This is a genomic window from Microvirga makkahensis (assembly GCF_009830105.1).
GTDB lineage: Bacteria > Pseudomonadota > Alphaproteobacteria > Rhizobiales > Beijerinckiaceae > Microvirga > Microvirga makkahensis.
This window is the reverse complement of record NZ_WURB01000004.1, coordinates 156898-176081: the sequence shown is the minus strand read 5'-3', so window position 1 is coordinate 176081 and position 19184 is coordinate 156898. Positions and strand designations below refer to the sequence as shown.

Below are 19184 nucleotides of genomic sequence, written 5' to 3'. Positions count from 1 at the left end.
GGCTCACATGGGACGCCTTGGATGGTCCTAGGGCCCGTTCCGATCGCGCCCTCGGCTCAGGCAGACGCGCTGCGGATGACCCGGCCCGCCGCTCCTTGATCGGGAGGTTGCCTTGAACTGAGTTTCTTGCCTCCTACAACCAAGGCCTCGGGTCATGTGCCTGGCCAGGACAAGAGGCCTGGAAACCGTCTGGCCAGCAATCCATGGTCCAGATCCGACTGGAGGATCTTCGTGAGCGCTCAAGCATCTTCGGTTGCCGTGATCGGCGGCGGTCTGGGCGGGCTGGCGGCGGCCTGCGTCGCGGCGGCGCGTGGCCACCAAGTGACGCTCTACGACAAGAACCCATGGCTCGGGGGCAAGGCGGCGGTGCTGCACGAGGGTGGATTTCGCTTCGATATGGGCCCCACCATCCTCACCGTGCCACGCGTTCTGGAGCGCATCTTCGCGGAAGCCGGGCGCAACCTTGCGGACTATCTCGATCTGGTCCGGCTCGACCCGCAATGGCGTTGCTTCTTCGCCGACGGCACCCACATCGATCTGCAGGAGAACATCCCTGCGATGGCCGCCGCCATGGACCGTTTCGCTCCCGGTACGGGCGCCGGTGACGGCTACAGGCGCTTCCAGGAAATCTCCGCCCATCTCCACGACATCTCCAACCGCTTCTTCTTCTGGAAACCGGTGGAGGACCTGTTCGACACCATCAACATCCGCGCCAACATGAATCCCGCCACCCTGCGGGATGTTCTGTCGCTGCGCATGGGCTCGTCCGTTGCAGGCACCATCCGCTCCAAGGTGAAGGACGAGCGGCTGGCGCAGATGCTCGATCATTTCACGCAATATGTGGGTTCGTCCCCCTATGGCTCCCCCGCCGTGCTCTGCGCCATCGCACACATGCAGGCGGCGGATGGCGTGTGGTATCCCATGGGCGGCACGCGGGCCGTCGCCGAAGCGCTGATGAATCTGGCCTCCGAACTCGGCGCCACTTTCAAGCCCGCGTCCGACGTGGCATCGCTGCGGATCGAGAACGACGAGGTGAAGGGTCTCGTCCTTGCCGGCGGCGAGACCGCGCCGTACGACAGCGTCATCTCCAATATGGATTCGATCCGCACCTATCGCGAGCTCGTGGGCGGCGAAGTGGGCGAGCATTACGCGCGCAAGGATTTCGAGCCGGCCTGCTCGGGCGTTGTGCTCTATCTCGGCCTGAACAGGCGCTACGATCACATCCTCCACCACGACTTCGTGTTCTCCCGCGACCCGGAAGAGGAGTTCGACTCCATCTACCGCCGGGGCGAGCCCGCCCCCGATCCGACCTGCTATCTCGCAGCCCCGGCTGGAACCGACCCGAGCGTCGCGCCGGAGGGCGGAGAGGCGCTCTACGTTCTGGTTCACACGCCCTATCTGCGGCCTCATCACGACTGGTCCCGAATGTTCCCGGGCTATCGCCGGACGATCATCGACAAGCTCAAGCGCACGGCGGGGATGCACGACATCGAGGAGCGCATCGTCGTCGAGCGACATCTGACACCCCAGGATATCCATGATCGCTACAGGGTTCTGAACGGCGCGATCTACGGCCTCGCAAGCCATGGCAAGTTCATGGGCGCGTTCAAGCCCGGCAACAGGAGCCGGCAGGTACGCGGGCTGTATCTCGCCGGCGGCGCGGCTCATCCGGGTCCCGGAATGCCGATGGTGATGATGTCGGGCTGGATCGCGGCCGATGCTCTCGACGCCGATCTCAAGGCCGGGAATTTGCGGAACGCATCCTGATGCACGAGACAGGCAGCGCGGCAGGAGGATCTCGGCTCTCGCGGCGGCGGGGGCCTTCCCCCGTCACGCGCCGCTCCGCGTTGATCCACCGGTTCATGGTATCGGTATTCCGCCGCTATTTCGCCCAGCACATGAATGCGCTGCGGATCGCCGCCTGGGGCTTTCCCGACGTGCCGCGCAGCGGCCCGGTCATCGTCTACTCCAACCACCCGTCATGGTGGGACGCGGCCATCTACATCCTCTCGGCGGACCACCTGTTTCCGTCCTATGAAAGCTATGCCCCCATCGATGCCGAAATGCTGAAGAGATACGGCATCTTCGGGCGCATCGGCGCGTTCGGAGTGGACCTGCACACCGCGCGGGGCGCGGCGGACTTCCTGACGGCGAGCGCGGACATTCTCTCTTCGTCCCACCGCGCTCTCTGGGTGACGGCCCAGGGCCGCTTTTCCGATGTGCGGGAGCGCCCTCTCGGCCTGAAGCCCGGCATCGCTCACCTGATCGAGATCGCGCCCGAATGCACGATCATTCCCCTCGGGATCGAATACGGGTTCTGGATCGAGAGAGGCGCGGAAGCCTTCCTGGCTTTCGGCGATCCCATGCACGGCCGTGATCTGCTCGATCTCCCCCGACCGGCCCGCTTGCAGCGTCTCGATGCGGAGCTCACGAAAGCGATCGACCGCCTGAGCGGCGATGTGATGACCCGTGATCCCGCGCGGTTCCAGTCCCTGATCGAAGGGCGTTCGGGCGTGGGCGGCATCTACGACGGTTGGCGCCGCATGTCCTCCGCCCTGTCCGGACGCTCCTTCAACCCTTCCCACGAGGGTCGCCGGCCATGACGGTGCTCACCCTCATCCTCCTTGTGCTTGCGGCGTTCCCGGCAGGGCTCACCGTCGTCAACCTCGCTGTCTTGAGCCGAACGCCTCATGCGCCCGCACGTGGGCGGACCCTCGTTTCCATTCTTATCCCGGCGCGCAACGAAGCCGCGAATATCGGGCCGGCCGTCGAAGCGGCCCTCGCGAGCCGCGGCGTCGATATCGAGGTGCTGGTGATGGACGACGGCTCGACGGATGCCACCGCCGAGATCGTCCGCTCCATGGCCTCCGGCGATTCGCGCATCCGCCTGTTGATTGCGCCCGCTCTGACGGAAGGATGGACCGGGAAGGTCCACGCCTGCCATCACCTCTCGAAGCACGCGCGGGGAACGCATTTCCTCTTCGTCGACGCGGATGTGAGACTGACGCCCCATGCTGCGAATCTGCTGTCCGGACATGCCCAGGCGACAGGCGCCGGCCTCGTCAGCGCGGTTCCCCGGCAAATCATGAAGTCACCGGGCGAATGGCTCACCGTACCGGCGATCAATCTTCTCCTCCTCGGCTACCTGCCCATGGGCCTTATGCGCGCATCGGCCCATCCGGGTTTCGGCGCGGCCTGCGGGCAGCTCATGCTCGTGGAGCGGGAGGCCTATGGCGCGAGCGGCGGCCATGCCGCGATCCGGTCCCTGATCCATGACGGCATTCAGCTTGCCCGCCAGTTCCGGCGAAGCGGTTTCATGACCGATCTCGTCCCGGGAGACAGGCTCGCCTCGTGCCGCATGTACACGCGCTTTGCCGACGCTTGGAACGGTTTTTCGAAGAACGCCCACGAGGGCATGGCGAAGCCCGTGGCTCTGCCGGTCTGGACCATTCTGCTCCTGGGCGGGCACGTGCTGCCTTTCGCCCTCCTCCCGCTCGCCCCCACATGGCCGGTCGTGAGTGCCGCCCTGCTCTCGCTTGCGACGCGTGCCATGGTGACGGTCGCGACCCGCGAGAATCCTCTCTCGATTCTTCTGCATCCCTTCACCGTCCTGACGAGCCTGGCGATCCAGTGGAGTGTTCTGCTGCGGATCGGCCGTGCGCGCCGGGCGGGATGGAAGGGCAGGCTCTATCCGGTGGGATGACGCGATGAGCACGCTGGCGAGGGAACCGACGAAGACGCCGAAGACGGAGAACTTTCCCGTCGCTTCCCTCGTGCTGTCACCGGATCGCCGGGAGGCCGTGCTGGCCTTCTACGCGTTCGTGCGCATGGCCGACGACATCGCCGATGCCGCCGATCTCCGAGCAGCCGAAAAGCTGACGCGCCTGGAAGCCCTCGAGCAGGCGCTCTTGACAGGCGATCCGCGCGTTCCCGAGGCGGCACGCCTGCACAAGGTGGACGGGAGGCACAGGGCGGGCATGGCTCAGGCCCGCGAGATGCTGCGCGCCTTTCGGCAGGATGCGATCAAGGCGCGCTACAACGATTGGGCGGATCTTGTCGATTATTGCCGCCGCTCCGCCAATCCCGCCGGGCGCTTCCTGCTGAAGCTTCACGGGGAATGCGCCTCCGCAGAGGCGCCTGCGGATGCGCTTTGCACCGCTTTGCAGATTCTCAACCACCTGCAGGATTGCCGTCAGGATCATGAGCGCCTGGGGCGAATCTACATACCCCTTCAGTGGATGATGCTGGGCGGAGGCGAGAGAGCCTTCTTCACGCCCGCCCAGGCAAGTGCGCGCCGGATGGTGCTCGACGCAATGCTGGATCGCGTCGATGAACTGATCCACCGGGCGCGCGCCTTGCCGGAACGGCTTCAGAACAAACGCCTGCGCGCTCAAAGCACGGCGACCGTCGCGCTGGCCGAACGCTTGAGCCAGCGCCTGCGCCGCAGCGATCCGGCCAGTGAGCGCGTCGAGATCGGCAAGGCCGACGCCGCCCTGGCCTTCCTGACGGGCCTGTGGGGTTTCGTCCGCAAGCCCGGGAACGGCGATGCCCGCATCACCGCAGCCGCCGTGCGCCGGTCGGGCTCCTCCTTCCGGCTCGGCATGCGGAGCCTGAGCCACGAGCGCCGTCGCGCCATTCACGCGGTCTATGCCTTCTGCAGGGCCGTCGACGACATTGCCGACGGGGCCGCCCCCGTCTCCGAAAAAATCCGCGCCCTGCGCGACTGGCGCCGGGAGGTCGACCGGCTGCACCGCGCGCCCGAAACGCCCATCGGACGCGAGCTTGCGCGCGCCTCCAGCCTCTTCAAGCTTCCGCTCGACGAATGCCACGCCCTTCTCGACGGGTTGGAGGTCGACTGCGCCGAACGGGTGCGCCTGAAGAGCGATTACGACCTTCAGCTTTACGGGCGCCGCGTGGCGGGCTCCGTCGGCACTCTCTCGGTACACATCTTCGGTACGCCGAAGGCCCGCTCCTTCGCCCTGGATCTCGGGCGCACGCTGCAGCTCGTGAACATCCTGCGCGACGTGGATGAGGATGCCGCACGCGAACGGGTCTACATCCCGCTCTCCCGTCTCGCGCAGCTCGGCGTGCAGGATGCGCCCGCGGCCGTTCTCGTCGCGGATCCGCGCTTCGCCCGGGTCTGCGAAGCCTTGGCCGAGGAGGCACGCGCGGGCTTTGCCGCCGCGGACGAGGCCCTGACGCGGCTCGACAGAGCAGCGCTCAAGCCGGCAATTCTGATGATGGAAAACTACCGCCGCGTCCTCGACCGGCTCATCGCGCGCGGCTGGGGAACGCGCCAAGGCAGGCTCCGGCTGACCGCCGCGGACAAGTTGCTGCTTCTCACCCGCGCCATGAGGCCCGCATGACCGCAGGACGAACTCATATCGTCGGCGCCGGCATCGCCGGCCTGAGCGCTGCCCTCGCCGTCGCCGAGGAAGGAGGCGAGGCCGTACTCTACGAAGCAGCCCCGCAGCCCGGAGGCCGCTGCCGGACGATCCACTCCGCCGACGGGTTCTCGCACGACAACGGCACCCATGTCCTGTTCACGGCCAACCGCCATGCCTTGAACCTGCTCAGAACCGTCGGCGCAAGAGACCGATGGATCGAGCCGGAGCGAAGGGGGCTTCCGCTTTACGACATGCGCAGCGGCACGATGCAAAGGATCGGGTTGTCGCCCTGGTCCTGGCTGCGGCCGTCCCGTCGTCCGCAAGGCATCCGCATGGCCGACCTCGCGCGGCTCGTGCGTCTCGCCTTGTCCGTGCGGGATTGCCCCGTGGCCTCCATCGTCGGCGACCGGCCGATCATGGACAATCTCGTCGGTCCGCTCACGCTGGCCATTCTCAACACACCTCCAGAGGTGGCATCCGCCCGTCGGCTCGCTCTCGCCCTGCGGCGTCTGCTGTGGCCCCAGGCGAGCCGCCTCCTGGTGGCCAGGAACGGGTTGAGCGAGGACCTCATCCTGCCCACGGTCGAGGCCCTCCAGGCTTCGGGCATCCCCATCCTGGCAGGACAGCGCCTGAAAAACCTCGTGATTCATGGCGAACGGGTCATCGGCCTGAGCCTCACGGACCGTGCGGTTGCCCTCGGCCCCAGGGACAACGTGATCGTGGCTCTCCCGCCCTACGAAGTCGAAAGGCTGCTCCCGGCCCTGGCTGTCCCGCAACGGTTCGAAGCGATTCTCAACGTGCATTTCCGCTTGCCCGGCCCGGAGAGGCCCCGCTTCATCGGCTTTACCGGCGCCCTGACGCAATGGCTGCTCGTGCGCCGCGACCATGTGAGCGTCACGGTCTCCGCAGCCGAGACCGTGGTTCAAGAACCTGCGGCCGACCTCGCCTCGGCCATCTGGCGCGAGATTGTCCCGGTGCTGCGCGATCTCGGCCTCGATGCCTGTGCCGAGCGGCAGCCGGAGGCGCGGATCGTGAAGGAGAAGCGCGCCACGATCCGCCAGGACGCCGCTTCGCTGCCGCAACCGCCCTTGCGACCCCTCGCTAATCTGGCGCTCGCCGGAGACTGGCTGGGCGCGCTTCCGGCCACCATCGAGAGTGCAATCATCTCCGGCGAGGAGGCCGTCGCGGCGCTCCAGCACGCGCCTGCCGCCGGAATCCGTGCCTCTCGCCATCATCCGCCCCGACGAGAGGACGCCGCATGATTCAGGACCGTCCCTCCCTCACCGTTCTGCTGGCGGCACCGCGCGGCTTCTGCGCCGGCGTCGAGCGCGCCATCCGCGCCGTCGAGGATGCCCTGCAGCACACCGAGCGGCCCGTCTATGTGCGCCACGAGATCGTGCATAACGGGCGTGTCGTGAACGGGCTGAAGCGGCAGGGCGCCGTTTTCGTCGACCACGTGGAGAACATCCCGGACGGCGCGGTCGCCATCTTCAGCGCTCATGGTGTCTCCCGTGCCGTGGAGCGGCAGGCGAGGAGCCGTGATCTCGCGGTCCTGGATGCCACCTGCCCCCTGGTGCGCCGGGTTCACCTCGAGGGACAGCGGCATGCGCAGGCAGGCCGCGCAGTGGTCGTCATCGGCCATCGCGGCCATGCGGAGGTGGAAGGCATCATCGGCCGGATCGGCGGCACCGTCCATGTGATCGAGTGCGTGGAAGAGGCCCTGGAGCTGGTCGTCGGCGACCCGGAGCGCATCGCCTACGTGACGCAGACCACGCTCTCCGTCGACGAGACGCGGGAGATCATCGCCGTCCTCAAGACCCGTTTTCCCGCCATCCAGGGACCGGATACCAGAACGATCTGCTACGCCACGCAGAACCGCCAGCTCGCCGTGCGCGTGATTGCGAAGCGGGCGGAACGCATCATCGTCTGCGGCGCGCGCAACTCCTCGAACACCAACCGGCTCTGCGAGGTGGCGGAGAGCGAGGGGCGGCCTGCGCTTCTGATGCAGGACCCGGAGGATCTCACGCTCTCCTTCATCGACGGGGCGGCGGTGATCGGCATCACCGCCGGCGCATCGGCCCCGGAAGAGCTGGTTCAGGAGGCCCTGGCCGTGCTCGCCCAGTGGCGCAGGCTCACGGTCGAGGAAGTCCGCGTGACCCAGGAGGGCGCGCAATTCGCCCCTGTCGATCTTTCGCGGCTGATCGCTCAGCTCGCGAAAGCCTCCTGAACGTCCCTCGGCATGGCTGTGACGAGGCCCAGCCTGTCGCGGCGGACCCATCGCCAGAGCATCAGCGAGGCGACGACGCCGAGGCCCGTCGCCAGCCCGATCCAGATGCCGATGCCGCGAAGGGGCGTGCCGAAGGCCAGGATGACGCCGAGCGGCAGGCCGACACCCCAATAGCCGAGAGCCGCATAGATCATCGGCACCCGGGTATCCTGCAGGCCGCGCAGCATGCCCGCGCCGACGGCCTGCGCCGCATCGGCAAGCTGGAAGATCGCCGCCATCACGAGGAACGAAATGGCGAAGGCGACCACCGGCTCGTTCTTCGGGTCGCTGAGATCGAGGAAGGCGCTGAGCAGAAGGCGCGGCGCGAAGAGCATGAGGGATGCCGTCACGACCATGAAGCTGGTGGCGAGGACGAAGGCCGTCCAGCCGGCCCGGGCCACGCCCGGAGCGTCCTGAGCCCCGTAGGCGCGACCGACCCGCACGGTCGCCGCCTGGCTGAGGCCGAAGGGCACCATGAAGCAGAAGGAAGCGATCTGCAGGGCGATGGCGTGAGCCGCCAGCTCATTGGCGCCGATGCGGCCCATGAGCAGGGCGGCGGCGTTGAAGATCGTCACCTCGAAGGCCAGCGTCAGGCCTATGGGCACGCCGATGCGCCACAGGGTCCGGTAGCGCGGCCAGTCGGAACGCCAGACACGGCCGAAAATGCGATAGCGCCTGAGCTTCGGATCGAGGACGATCACGAGGGCGAGGGCCACGAACATGAAGGTGCTGGATATCACCGTGCCGACGCCCGCCCCGATCAGGCCGAGATGAGGCATGCCGAACGTGCCGAACATGAAGCAATAGGCCGCGCCGAGATTCACCGGCACGGCGATGATGCCGATGATCAGCGGCCATCCGGGACGTTCCAGCGCCGCCAGGAAGGAACGCAGGACCAGATAGAGCAGGAAGGGCAGCAGGCTCCATTGGAGCGCCCTCATGTACTGACCCGCCTCATGCGCGAGCCTGGGTTCCTGTCCCATCGCGAGGAGGATGATCTCCCCGTTCCAGGACACGGCCCAGATCGGTACCGCAACGGTGATCGCAGCCCAGAACCCCTGCCGCACCGTACGGCGCACCTCGCGAACGGAATGGCGCCTTCGGCCCAGCTCCTCCGCGATGAGAGGCGAGGTCGCGCTCATGAGGCCGATGCCGAAGATGAGGAAGGCGAAATAGAGATTCGTGCCGAGCGCGCCCGCGGCCAACGCATCGGAGCCGAGCCATCCCATGAGGATGACGTCCGATGTCATCAGGGCGTTCTGGGCCACGTTCGTCAGGACCAGAGGCCAGCCCAACGCGATCGTGGCGCGCAGTTCCGCCATCCAGGCGAATTTATCGAAGGTCCGGTGTTTCGCGATCATGGTAGCGGGCTTGTAGCCAAAGGACATTTGGAAAGCCACACCGGCATCCCGAAAAGAGGGAAGAGGACAAGGGCAAGGAACTCCGCCGGACGGCGTCCGTTGCTCAAAGGCCGCACATTTTGGTGTTCCGCCGGAGTTCCCGATGGCGCAGACCGCGCTTCCGACCTCGATTGGTTTCCTCGCCCCGCCCGTGCTCCACAACGAGCGCGGCGAGGTCCGCACGGTCGGCGTGGAGATCGAGTTCGTCGGCCCCTCGGCCGAGAAGACCATACAGGCCCTGCAGGAGGCGCTCGGGGGCCGTCTTGTCGAGGTGGACCCGCATTCCTTCGCTCTGAAGGATTCCGCCATCGGTGAGCTGACGGTCGAGCTCGACAGCCGCATCCTGCATCCGGGCAAGAGCAAAGGCGGGGGAAAGGGCGTTCTGCCCAAGGTCGCGGCCCTCTTCGGCTTTGCGGCAAGCTACCTCGTGCCCTGCGAGCTGGTGACGGGCCCCACGCCCATCGACCGGCTGCAGGATTTCGACCGCGTTCTCGATATCCTTCGCCGCCTCGGCGCGAAGGGTACGCAGGATGCTCCCTTCTATGCCTTCGGGCTTCACTTCAATCCGGAAGCTCCGCGCCAGGACGCTCACACCGTCACGGCCTTCATCAAGAGCTTCGTGCTCCTGAACCCATGGCTGCGCCGGGAGGTCTCCCCCGATCGCACCCGGGACCTTCTCGGCTTTGCCGATCCGTTCCCGCCCGACTATGTCCGCATGATCGTCTCGCCCGCTTACTGGCCCGATACCCCGCGCTTCATCGACGATTATCTGGCCGCGAATCCGACCCGCAACCGCGATCTGGACCTTCTGCCCCTGCTGCACCACCTCGACAGGAGCCGCGTCCGAGCCGTGCTGCCGAACGAGAAGATCAACGGGCGCCCGACCTTTCACTACCGGCTTCCCGACGCGCGCGTGAGCGACGCCGGCTGGAGCATCGCACCGGACTGGAATCGCTGGGTCGCGGTGGAGCGCCTGGCATCGGACCGCGAGACGCTCGACATGGTGGGCAACACCTATCTTGCCTTCAAGGGCGAGGACAAAAGTTGGGCCAACGTGGTGGAGCAGGTCGTACGATCATGACGAGACCTCTGATCGGCGTCACCACCTCCCGGCAGGGCGGCTGGCGCAGCTATCTCATGCATCGGCTGGCTCTCGCCCGGGTGGGCGCACGTTCCGTGCGTCTCGTGCCCGGCGAGCCGTTGCCGGGAGAACCTCTCCAGGGACTGGTCATCGGCGGAGGCGACGATATCGGCGCAGAGATCTATGGCGGAAAGGTTCTGCCCGACGTTCGCATCGATCCCGATCGCGACAAAATGGAGCTTTCTCTTCTGAGGGCCGCCTTGCCCCGGCAGCTTCCCATTCTCGGTATCTGCCGCGGATCGCAGATGATCAACGTGGCGCTGGGCGGCACCCTGCACACGGATATCTACGAAGTCTATGTCCAGGCGCCCAAGATGCGCACCGTCCTGCCGAAGAAGCGTGTGACCATCAAGGCCGATTCCCGTCTGGACAGGATCCTGCGCTGCAATCCTTGCCTGGTGAACGCCCTGCACCATCAGTCGGTGGACAGGCTCGGGGAGGGATTGGCCATCGCGGCGCGGGACGAGAGCGGCATCGTTCAGGCCATTGAGAGCGACAGGGCGCCCTTCCTCATCGGGGTTCAATGGCATCCTGAACTGCTGGTCTGGAAGAAGCCGCAGCAGCGGCTGTTCGCAGCTCTCGTGCATGCTGCCGGCGAAGTTGCGTCTCCACTGGCCGCCGCAGCGCTTGTCTCGTGACTCAGCTTACCCGCTTGGTCGAGCGCGGGAACAGCGGCACGATCTTGCTCTCATCGCCCGGCGATGTCAGATGATGCTGGATCGCGGCATGCAGGTCACGGCTGACGATGGGTTTTTGCAGCAGCGGAAATTCGCCGGCCTCACCTGCCATCACGGGATTGCCCGTGATCAGCAGCACTGGCATTCCCGGGAAGACCTGCCGCACCTCGCGCGCCAGCATCACGCCGTTCATGGTCCCGGGCATGGCGACATCCGTGAGCACGAGACCGGGCTTTCGAGAATGCAGGCTTTTGACCGCCTGCGCGGCATCGGTGGCGATGCTGGTGACGTAACCGAATTCTTCGAGCGTGGATTGCAGCGCCAGAGCAACCTCGAGCTCGTCGTCGACGATGAGAATCTCCGCGTTCCGCCGCACGCTGTCCTCGGGCAGATCGTCCTCGCTGTGCGCCCGGAAGGGCAGAGTCGTGGCGGCCTCTGCGCGGGGCAGGTACAGCGTGATCGCGATCTCATCGCCGTTGCGCGAAACCTTCGAGGCTCCACCGATCCCTTGCAGGAAATGCAGGCTCCGGTTCAGACGAAGCCAGGACGACACGTCCATATCCTGAAGCCTGAAGGCTTGTTCCGCGCTGTCGCCGACGTCGAGAAAGCCTTCGACCGCCGGAGTGCTGCAGATTCGAAGCTCGACGAAATCGCCCTCGACATCCAGGTTTGGAAGAATGCCTTTCTCGATCCGGGCGTTCTGTGCCGAGAGAGAGATCGTGCCGCCTTGCGTCAGGCTGTCCCGCACATAAGCGCTCAACGTAACGATGGCGGTCTCGATGTCGTCGGGATCCGCCTCCACGGGCCAGAGCTCCTCCGCAAGGGACAGGTGCAGTTCCACCGTGTCGCGCAGGAGGGACCTTCCCATGAGCGCCGCGACCGAGCCGATCCTCTCGGACAGATCGAGGTACTGAACCTGCGGTTCGCTCGGCCGCGAAAAGGAGGCTGACTTTGCGATGAGCTTCGCCGCCTGATCGGACGCAACGAGGGCCGAGAGCAGTTTGCGCTGAATTGACGGCTGATCCATCATATGGCGGGCAACCGCATCGATATTGGCGCTGATCACCATGAGCTTGTTGTTGAGGTCGTGCGTGATGCCGTCCCGGAGATGCTCGACGGCCTCCGCCTTCTGGAGGCGGCGCAGAGTCTCCTTGTCCTCGTCGGGCACAGGCTCCTCGGCGGCGGGCAGCTGGTCCGCCCCCGCAGCGTGATCCAGGGTGATGGTCTCCAGCAAGGAGACGTCCTCGATGGTCTTTTCCGTCTCGGCAAAGATCCTGCCGATCTGGCGGCCGACCAGCAGGGGAACGCCAGCCGCCACCGCGAGAAAGAAGGCCAGGGACGCCGCGAGTGCTTCAGGATCCCGGGCATAGGCGGCCGCTGTCAGCGCCAAGCCCGACAGGATCAGGGCGCAGGACAAGGCCAGAAAGGGCAGCTTCAGGAGTGCCGGCACGGGTTGCTCGCGATTTCTCACAAATGGATTGACCTAACGTCCGCGAGACGCCACTTCGGGACGTTATCTTATGTAGCACGAACGATCGGCAGGCGGGACAACTCTCGCAATAACGTTCTCGTGCGTATTCTAGGAGACGAATGTGCGGCTTTCTTATGTCCTTGGCCTTCTCTCAGCCCTTGCCGTGTCCGGCCTGCCCCTGAACGGGGTCCTCGCGCAGGATACCATCGAACACCGCGTGGACGAACTGCTCGGGCAGATGACTCTGGAGGAAAAGATCGGGCAGATGAACCTCGTCTCCCACGGACCGCCGCTGCGTTGGGAGGATCTTTCCGAAGGCCGAGCGGGGGCTGTGCTGAACTTCAACAACGCCGCGGATGTTGCGAGGGCTCAGGCCCTCGTTCAGCAATCGCGCCTCAAGATCCCGCTGCTGTTCGGTCTCGACGTTCTGCACGGCTTTCGCACCCAGTTCCCGCTTCCTCTGGGGGAGGCTGCGGCCTTCAATCCGCGCCTCTCGGCCCTGGCGGCGGAAACGGCTGCGAAGGAGGCATCCCATGTGGGCGTGAACTGGACCTTCGCGCCGATGGCGGATCTCTCGCGCGACAGCCGCTGGGGCCGCATCGTCGAGGGCTTCGGAGAAGATCCCTATCTGGGCTCGGTCCTGACGGCCGCCCGCGTGGAGGGCTTCCGCAAAGGCGGCCTTGCCGCCGCCGCGAAGCATTTCGCGGGCTACGGCGCGCCTCAGGGCGGGCGCGACTATGACACCACCTATATCCCCCGCGCGGAGATGTACGATACCTACCTGCCCCCCTTCCGCGCCGCTGTCGAGGCAGGTTCGGCGAGCCTCATGGCCGCCTTCAATGCGCTCAACGGCGAACCTTCGACAGCCAATGCCTGGCTGCTCACCGACGTTCTGCGCGGGCAATGGGGCTTCGACGGCTTCGTCACTTCCGATTGGGTGGGCATCGGCGAACTGATCAATCACGGCGTCGCCGCGGACGGTGCCGAGGCCGCGCGCAAGGCCGTTCTGGCCGGGGTCGACATGGACATGATGGGGCAGCTCTACATCGAGCATCTGCCCGAGGAGGTGCGCGCCGGACGCGTGCCGGAAAGCGTGATCGACGAATCGGTGCGCCGGATCCTGCGCACGAAGTTCCGCCTCGGCCTGTTCGACCGGCCCGCCATCGACCCCACCCGCACCGATGCGGAATTTCCCTCGAAGGAAGCGCGCCGGGCCGCGCGCGAGGTCGCGCGCGAAACGCTCGTGCTGCTGCAGAACAAGGGCGACCTTCTGCCGGTGAAGCCCGGCACGCGCTCGATCGCCGTCATCGGCCCGCTGGCCGATGCGCCGCAGGATCAGATGGGCCCGCACGCGGCCCGCGGCCACAAGGAGGATACGGTCACGATCCTTCAGGGAATCCGCCAGCGCGCGCGATCCGCCGGAATCGCGGTGACCCATGCGCCCGCCTGCGACCTCATGTGCCGCTCCACCGAGCAGTTGCCCGCGGCGCTTGAGACGGCGAAGAGGGCCGACCTCGTCATCGCCGTCTTCGGCGAGCCGCAGGAGCTTTCGGGCGAGGCCGCCTCGCGCGCCCATCTCGAACTCAACGGCAAGCAGATCGAAATCCTGGAGGCCCTCGCGGCGACCGGCAAGCCGACGGCGCTCGTGATCATGGGCGGGCGCCCGCAGGTCCTGGGTCCGGTGGCGGAGCGCATCCCGTCGATCCTCATGGCCTGGTACCCGGGCACGGAAGGCGGCAACGCCGTCGCCGACGTTCTGTTCGGCGACGTCAGCCCGAGCGGCAAGCTCCCGCTCACTTGGCCGCGCGCCACGGGTCAGCTGCCCATGTATTACAACCGTCTGCCCAGCAGCCGCCCGACGATTCCCGACAACCGGTTCACCCTGCAATACATCGATGAGGAGATCACGCCGCTCTATCCGTTCGGCTGGGGTCTCAGCTACACCCAGTTCGCCTATTCCGACGCGACGATCGCGCGACAGAGGCTCGACGCGGGCGATGTTCTGGAGGTCTCGGTGAGCGTGACGAACAAGGGCTCGAAAGCCGGACAGGAGGTCGTGCAGCTCTATACGCGCGATCCCGTGGCGAGCCGCAGCCGTCCCTTGCGCGAGCTGAAGGCCTTCGAGAAGATCAGCCTCAAGCCCGGCGAGACGAAGCGCGTGACCTTGCGCGTACCTGTCGAGGCCCTCGGCTTTCACCTTAGCGACGGCACCTATGTCGTCGAAGCCGGAGCGATCCAGGCTTTCGTCGGCGGCAGCTCGCTTGCCGAGGCGGTCGGCGAAGCGGAGATCCTGAACACGATCCGCATGCCGCCCCAGGAGCGGCGCGCCTCCGCTTCGACGAGCGTTGCGCAATAAGTCCCTGGAAGTCGCTCGATATCCTTCGAGCGGCTTTCTGATCGTTGGACCCGATCAGACCACCGCAGGAATCTCCAGGCAATGGAACTGAAGCGCCCATCCGTGAAGCATCGCACCGTAGCCGCCCGCGCCTTGGGATCGGTGAAGGCAATCGCAGCCTCGGAACGGACCGGCGCGGCGGATAACCTGCTCGGCATGGCGCTCACCTTCATCGCAGGGGCCATCAATGCGGGCGGCATTCTCGCCGTCGGGCAATATACCTCGCATATGTCCGGCATTCTCTCGTCCATGGCGGACAACCTCGCCTTAGGCAGCGTCGCGCTCGTGGCGGCGGGTCTTGCCGCATTCCTCCCCTTCGTCGCAGGGGCGGCCTGTTCGGCCATTCTGATCAACTGGGGCAGGCGCCATCGTCTCGGCGGCCGCTACGCCCTCCCCCTGATACTGGAGGCGTGCCTCCTCTGCGTCTTCGGCCTACTCGGCTGGATCGCACATCCCTCGCCGAGCTTCGTCGCAGGCGCGGTGCCTCTCTTATGCTTCATCATGGGCCTGCAGAATGCCACCGTCACGAAGATCTCCGGCGCACGCATGCGCACGACCCATGTCACCGGCATCGTGACGGATATCGGTATCGAGCTCGGAAAGCTCTTCTATTGGAACCGGAGCCGTCATCTCGATGGGATCGTGCTGGCGGATCGCGAGAAGCTGCGTCTGCTTCTCCTGCTGCTCGGCTCGTTCTTCCTCGGCGGCGTCACGGGGGCCATCGGCTTCAGCCATCTCGGCTTCCTGTTTTCCCTGCCCTTTGCCCTTCTGCTCGTTCTGGTCGCAGGTCCTCCTCTCGTAGACGACGTCTTCGATCACGCCGGACATTCGCACCAGTCGTAATCCTCGCTTGACGCCTGTGACAAGGAACATCCGGTAAGGCTTGTTGGTTCATGCTCATGTAAGCGGAGCCGCGTTCGATGCCGAATCTCACCTCTAATCCCATCGAGACACTGGCCCGGCTGGGATACGGCGCGCGCGGCGTGGTCTATGGCCTCGTCGGCGGTCTGGCCCTTCTCGCCGCCATCGGCTCGGGCGGGCAGACCGGCGGCAGCCGTTCCGCGTTGCAGACCTTGCTCGCACAACCCTTCGGTCGGGTCTGGCTGTTTCTGATCGCGCTCGGCCTCTTCGGGTTCTGCACATGGCGCATCGTCGAGGCGCTGACCGACGCCGATCGTCGCGGATCCGACCTGAAAGGCTGGGCGATCAGAGGCGCCCATCTGATCAGCGGCGTGATCTATGCCGGCCTTGCGGTTTCCGCGTTGAGCCTAGCGCTTGGTCAAGGAGCTGGCGGCGGAGAGAATCGGGCCGCCCAGGATTGGACGGCTTGGCTCATGAGCAAGCCCTTCGGCCTCTGGCTCGTGGGACTCATCGGGGCAGCCATCGCGGCGACAGGCCTTGCGTTTGCCTGGAAGGCTTGGCGCGGCGACGTGGCGGCCCACCTCTCGCTCCCGGCCGACAAGAGGGAGTGGATCGTGTCTCTGGGCCGCATGGGGTTCGCCGCCCGAGGCGTGGTTTTCGTGATCATCGGCGGCTTTCTCGCCCTGGCCGCTCTTCACAGCTCGTCTGCGGAGGTCCAAGGCCTCGGCGGCGCCCTCAGGACTCTGCAACAGCAGCCCTATGGCTGGGTTCTTCTGGCTCTCACGGCCATGGGCCTCTTCGCCTTCGGCCTGTACGGCCTGGTGCAGGCCCGCTACCGCCACATCGACGCGCCCGATCTCGATGATGCGAAGGCAGCCGTGGCACAGATGAAGCCCTGATTCTTTGTCCCGGAGATCTCGACGTCTGCTCGCGGGAGGATCCGTCCCGCCTTGCCGCCGGCGCCGCAAGGCAGGATCGCGCGTTCAGCCCCAGACCTCCTGGGCGATCTCCACGATCATGCGCAGCTTCGCCCATTGCTCGTCCTCCGCGAGGAGATTGCCCTCCTCGGTCGAGGCGAAGCCGCATTGCGGCGACAGGCAAAGCTGATCGAGCCCGACATATTTCGTCGCCTCATCGATCCTGCGCTTGATGTCGTCCTTGCTCTCCAGCGTGCCCGTCTTGGAGGTGACGAGCCCCAGGACCACGGTCTTGCCCTTGGGCAGGAAGCGCAAGGGCTCGAACCCGCCTGCCCTGTCCGTGTCCCACTCCATGAAGTAGCCGTCGACGGGCATGGCGTTGAACAATGTCTCGGCCACGGGCTCGTAGCCGCCCGAGGCGATGAAGGTGGAGCGGAAATTGCCCCGGCACAGATGCATGGTGATCGAGAGATCGTCGGGCTTGTCCTTAAGGGCCTCGCGCACCATGCCCGCATAGATGTCCGGCTGCTTTTCGGGATCGTCGCCGCGCTGGCGCAGCATCTCGCGCTGGTCGGGATCGCACAGATAGGCAAACGAGATATCGTCGAACTGGAGATAGCGGCAGCCCGCATCGTAGAAGGCGTGGACCGCCTTGTTGTAGGCTGCACCCACATCCGCATAGAACGTGTCCATCTCCGGATAGATGCCCACATTCATCATCTTCCGGCCGCCGCGGTAATGAAGCATGCTCGGGCCGGGGATCGTCATCTTGGCCACCCGGCTCGTGTTGTCCTTCACGAAGCGGAAGTGATCGATCATCGGGTGATCGGAAAAGCCGACCCTGCCCGTGATCCGCAAAGCCTTGGTGATGCCGATGCCGCCCTTGAAGTTCATGCCGGAATCGGCCTCGATCGAGGTCACGCCGTCGAGATGCTCCAGGAAGTCGAAGTGCCAGTAGGCCCGGCGGAACTCGCCATCCGTGACGGCCTGCAGACCGATCTCCTCCTGGCGCCGAATGATCTTTCGGATCTCCTGATCCTCCACCTCCTTCAGGGTTGCGTCCGAGAGCTCGCCCTGATGGTGCTTATGCCGCGCTTCCTTCAGTTCCCCGGTACGCAGAAGGCTGCCGACCATATCGGCCCGAAAAGGTGGTGTGGTGCGCTGCATGGGCTGTTCCTCCGGTGGGTGTTCAATGAATGGCGCCCTGGCGCGGCTTCTTCCTGGCCGTGACTCCAAGGTGCTGCTCGAGGGGCGCGGGATCGTCGATCAGGGACCTGCTCGAACCCGCATGGACGATCGTACCGCGATCCAGGATGATGGCGCTATCCGTCACGCCGAGGACCTTCTGAGCGTGCTGCTCCACCACCACGGCCGACATGCCCTCGTTCCGGATGATGCGTTTCATAGCCGCCAGCAATTCCTCGACGATGATCGGCGCGAGCCCCTCCGTGGGCTCGTCCAGCAGCAGGAGCCTCGGGTTGAGCACGAGCGCCCGCGCGATCGCCAGCATCTGCTGCTCGCCGCCCGAGAGCTGACTGCCCATGTTCGCGCGGCGCTCCTTCAGGCGCGGGAACATCTCGTAGACGCGTCCGACCGTCCAGAGGCCCGGGCGGGCGACCGCCGTCAGGTTCTCCTCGACGGTCAGTGATTTGAAGATGTTGCGCTCCTGCGGCACCCAGCCGATGCCGGCGAGCGCCCGCCTGTCGGGACGTGCGCCGGTGAGGTCCCGGCCCGCCAGCGTGACGGTGCCGCCTCTGTGGCGCGTCACCCCGATGATGGTGTTGAGCAGCGTGGTCTTGCCGGTTCCGTTGCGCCCCAGCACCGCGAGCGCCTCGCCGGGCTGCAGGCGCAGATCGATCCTCGAGATCACGGTGGCGTCTCCATAGCCTGCCGACACCTGGTGGAGGTTCAGAAGGTCACTCATCGACGTTTTCCCCGAGATAGACCGCCCGCACTCTCGGGTCGGTCGAAACCTCCTCGATGGTACCTTCCGCAAACAATGCACCGTTGACGAGAACGGAGATCCGGTCGGCGAAACTGAAGACGAGATCCATGTCGTGCTCGATCAGGAGCACCGAGACGTCGCGCGGCAGGGCGGCCACCGTGGCGAGCAGCTCATGACGCTCAGCCTCCGGCACGCCGGCGGCCGGCTCGTCGAGGAGGAGCACCCGCGGACGGCATGCGAACGCCACGGCGATCTCGAGAAGGCGCTGCTTGCCGTAGGCCAGGTTCGACGTGCGTTCGTCGAGCACGTCGGTGAGGCGGAAGCGCTGAGCGATCTCGACGATCTCGTCCACGATCTCGCGCTTGCTGCCGGTAACGCGCCACCAATCGCGCCCTCCTCCCATGCGTTCCGATACCGCGAGCCCGATCGTTTCGAGAGGCGTCATGGCCGGAAACAGCTGGTTGATCTGGAACGTGCGGGCAAGCCCGCGCTGGACGCGTCGCTCGGGCGGCATCTGCGTGACGTCGACCCCGTCCAGAAAGATCTGCCCGGAGGTCGGGGCGAGAACGCCGGTGAGCAGATTGATCAAGGTCGTCTTGCCCGCGCCGTTCGGGCCGATGAGGGCGTGGCGCGCCCCCTGCTCCAGCCGGAACGTGACGTTGTCGGTGGCCACGAGCCCGCCGAAGCGCTTCACGAGACCTCTTGTTTCGAGAGCGGCCGCCAT

16 protein-coding genes are annotated in these 19184 nt (G+C 66.0%); 11 read left to right on the top strand and 5 right to left on the bottom strand.

All coding sequences use genetic code 11. From position 1 onward, the window contains the following. Positions 1 to 231: 231 nt before the first annotated feature. From GR328_RS07400 to ispH, 6 genes are all read left to right on the top strand, one after another. Positions 232 to 1767 (top strand): phytoene desaturase family protein, encoded by a 1536-nt coding sequence (locus GR328_RS07400; protein ID WP_160883880.1) that lies wholly within the window; start codon positions 232 to 234, stop codon positions 1765 to 1767. Positions 1768 to 1862: 95 nt separating this feature from the next. Next, positions 1863 to 2603, top strand: a complete 741-nt coding sequence (locus tag GR328_RS07395) for a lysophospholipid acyltransferase family protein (RefSeq protein WP_160883879.1) — start codon at positions 1863 to 1865, stop codon at positions 2601 to 2603. Then, on the top strand, positions 2600 to 3703 hold the full coding sequence (locus GR328_RS07390; protein WP_160883878.1) for a glycosyltransferase family 2 protein: 1104 nt from the start codon (positions 2600 to 2602) through the stop codon (positions 3701 to 3703). Before GR328_RS07395 ends, GR328_RS07390 begins: the two co-directional genes overlap by 4 nt. Positions 3704 to 3707: 4 nt before the next feature. Then, positions 3708 to 5366 carry a squalene/phytoene synthase family protein gene (locus tag GR328_RS07385; protein WP_160883877.1) on the top strand — a complete coding sequence of 553 codons (1659 nt, stop codon included), beginning with the start codon at positions 3708 to 3710 and terminating at the stop codon, positions 5364 to 5366. Beyond that, complete coding sequence (locus GR328_RS07380) at positions 5363 to 6649, top strand: hydroxysqualene dehydroxylase (protein ID WP_160883876.1); 1287 nt, start codon at positions 5363 to 5365, stop codon at positions 6647 to 6649. Before GR328_RS07385 ends, GR328_RS07380 begins: the two co-directional genes overlap by 4 nt. Further along, positions 6646 to 7614, top strand: coding sequence for a 4-hydroxy-3-methylbut-2-enyl diphosphate reductase (gene ispH, locus GR328_RS07375; protein WP_160883875.1), 969 nt, complete (start codon positions 6646 to 6648; stop codon positions 7612 to 7614). Before GR328_RS07380 ends, ispH begins: the two co-directional genes overlap by 4 nt. Here ispH and GR328_RS07370 read toward each other — a convergent pair. Continuing rightward, positions 7593 to 9014 carry an MATE family efflux transporter gene (locus tag GR328_RS07370; RefSeq protein WP_160884063.1) on the bottom strand — a complete coding sequence of 474 codons (1422 nt, stop codon included), beginning with the start codon at positions 9012 to 9014 and terminating at the stop codon, positions 7593 to 7595. The two genes, ispH and GR328_RS07370, sit on opposite strands and share 22 nt — an antisense overlap. Positions 9015 to 9156: 142 nt before the next feature. On the opposite strand from GR328_RS07370, the gene GR328_RS07365 reads away from it, so the two are divergent. Both GR328_RS07365 and GR328_RS07360 read left to right on the top strand, forming a co-directional pair. Then, entirely contained in the window at positions 9157 to 10134 is a 978-nt protein-coding gene (locus tag GR328_RS07365; protein ID WP_160883874.1) for an amidoligase family protein, read from the top strand. Further along, a complete protein-coding gene (locus GR328_RS07360) occupies positions 10131 to 10832 on the top strand; it encodes a gamma-glutamyl-gamma-aminobutyrate hydrolase family protein (protein WP_160883873.1) in 702 nt (233 codons plus the stop codon). The genes GR328_RS07365 and GR328_RS07360 overlap by 4 nt, the downstream gene beginning before the upstream one ends. A 1-nt stretch (position 10833) precedes the next feature. Here the strand turns inward: GR328_RS07360 and GR328_RS28215 are convergent, their stop codons facing one another. Further along, a complete protein-coding gene (locus GR328_RS28215; RefSeq protein WP_160883872.1) occupies positions 10834 to 12321 on the bottom strand; it encodes a response regulator in 1488 nt (495 codons plus the stop codon). Positions 12322 to 12463: 142 nt separating this feature from the next. Between GR328_RS28215 and bglX the strand changes: the two genes are divergently transcribed. The 3 genes from bglX to GR328_RS07340 all read left to right on the top strand — a co-directional run bounded on the left by bglX (position 12464) and on the right by GR328_RS07340 (position 16497). Further along, positions 12464 to 14698 (top strand): beta-glucosidase BglX, encoded by a 2235-nt coding sequence (gene bglX, locus GR328_RS07350; RefSeq protein WP_160883871.1) that lies wholly within the window; start codon positions 12464 to 12466, stop codon positions 14696 to 14698. A gap of 81 nt (positions 14699 to 14779) precedes the next feature. Continuing rightward, positions 14780 to 15580: a YoaK family protein gene (locus GR328_RS07345; RefSeq protein ID WP_425487022.1), complete on the top strand. Its 801-nt coding sequence runs from the start codon at positions 14780 to 14782 to the stop codon at positions 15578 to 15580. A 77-nt stretch (positions 15581 to 15657) separates the two neighbouring features. Next, positions 15658 to 16497, top strand: coding sequence for a DUF1206 domain-containing protein (locus tag GR328_RS07340; protein WP_160883870.1), 840 nt, complete (start codon positions 15658 to 15660; stop codon positions 16495 to 16497). An 84-nt stretch (positions 16498 to 16581) separates the two neighbouring features. On the opposite strand, the gene GR328_RS07335 is transcribed toward GR328_RS07340, so the two are convergent. The 3 genes from GR328_RS07335 to GR328_RS07325 are packed head-to-tail and all read right to left on the bottom strand — an operon-like array spanning position 16582 to position 19184. After that, positions 16582 to 17682: a 5-methyltetrahydropteroyltriglutamate--homocysteine S-methyltransferase gene (locus GR328_RS07335; RefSeq protein WP_160883869.1), complete on the bottom strand. Its 1101-nt coding sequence runs from the start codon at positions 17680 to 17682 to the stop codon at positions 16582 to 16584. A gap of 22 nt (positions 17683 to 17704) precedes the next feature. Then, positions 17705 to 18439, bottom strand: coding sequence for an ABC transporter ATP-binding protein (locus GR328_RS07330; protein ID WP_160883868.1), 735 nt, complete (start codon positions 18437 to 18439; stop codon positions 17705 to 17707). Next, positions 18432 to 19184, bottom strand: coding sequence for an ABC transporter ATP-binding protein (locus GR328_RS07325; protein ID WP_160883867.1), 753 nt, complete (start codon positions 19182 to 19184; stop codon positions 18432 to 18434). Before GR328_RS07325 ends, GR328_RS07330 begins: the two co-directional genes overlap by 8 nt.

Excerpts from the sequence above, each read along its gene's own strand:
- GR328_RS07395 (WP_160883879.1), top strand. The coding sequence starts at position 1,863 with ATGGTATCGGTATTCCGCCGCTATTTCGCCCAGCACATGAATGCGCTG.
- GR328_RS07390 (WP_160883878.1), top strand. The coding sequence starts at position 2,600 with ATGACGGTGCTCACCCTCATCCTCCTTGTGCTTGCGGCGTTCCCGGCA.
- GR328_RS07385 (WP_160883877.1), top strand. The coding sequence starts at position 3,708 with ATGAGCACGCTGGCGAGGGAACCGACGAAGACGCCGAAGACGGAGAAC.
- GR328_RS07380 (WP_160883876.1), top strand. The coding sequence starts at position 5,363 with ATGACCGCAGGACGAACTCATATCGTCGGCGCCGGCATCGCCGGCCTG.
- ispH (WP_160883875.1), top strand. The coding sequence starts at position 6,646 with ATGATTCAGGACCGTCCCTCCCTCACCGTTCTGCTGGCGGCACCGCGC.
- GR328_RS07370 (WP_160884063.1), bottom strand. The coding sequence starts at position 9,014 with ATGATCGCGAAACACCGGACCTTCGATAAATTCGCCTGGATGGCGGAA.
- GR328_RS07365 (WP_160883874.1), top strand. The coding sequence starts at position 9,157 with ATGGCGCAGACCGCGCTTCCGACCTCGATTGGTTTCCTCGCCCCGCCC.
- GR328_RS07360 (WP_160883873.1), top strand. The coding sequence starts at position 10,131 with ATGACGAGACCTCTGATCGGCGTCACCACCTCCCGGCAGGGCGGCTGG.
- GR328_RS07345 (WP_425487022.1), top strand. The coding sequence starts at position 14,780 with ATGGAACTGAAGCGCCCATCCGTGAAGCATCGCACCGTAGCCGCCCGC.
- GR328_RS07340 (WP_160883870.1), top strand. The coding sequence starts at position 15,658 with ATGCCGAATCTCACCTCTAATCCCATCGAGACACTGGCCCGGCTGGGA.
- GR328_RS07335 (WP_160883869.1), bottom strand. The coding sequence starts at position 17,682 with ATGCAGCGCACCACACCACCTTTTCGGGCCGATATGGTCGGCAGCCTT.
- GR328_RS07330 (WP_160883868.1), bottom strand. The coding sequence starts at position 18,439 with ATGAGTGACCTTCTGAACCTCCACCAGGTGTCGGCAGGCTATGGAGAC.
- GR328_RS07325 (WP_160883867.1), bottom strand. The coding sequence starts at position 19,184 with ATGGCGGCCGCTCTCGAAACAAGAGGTCTCGTGAAGCGCTTCGGCGGG.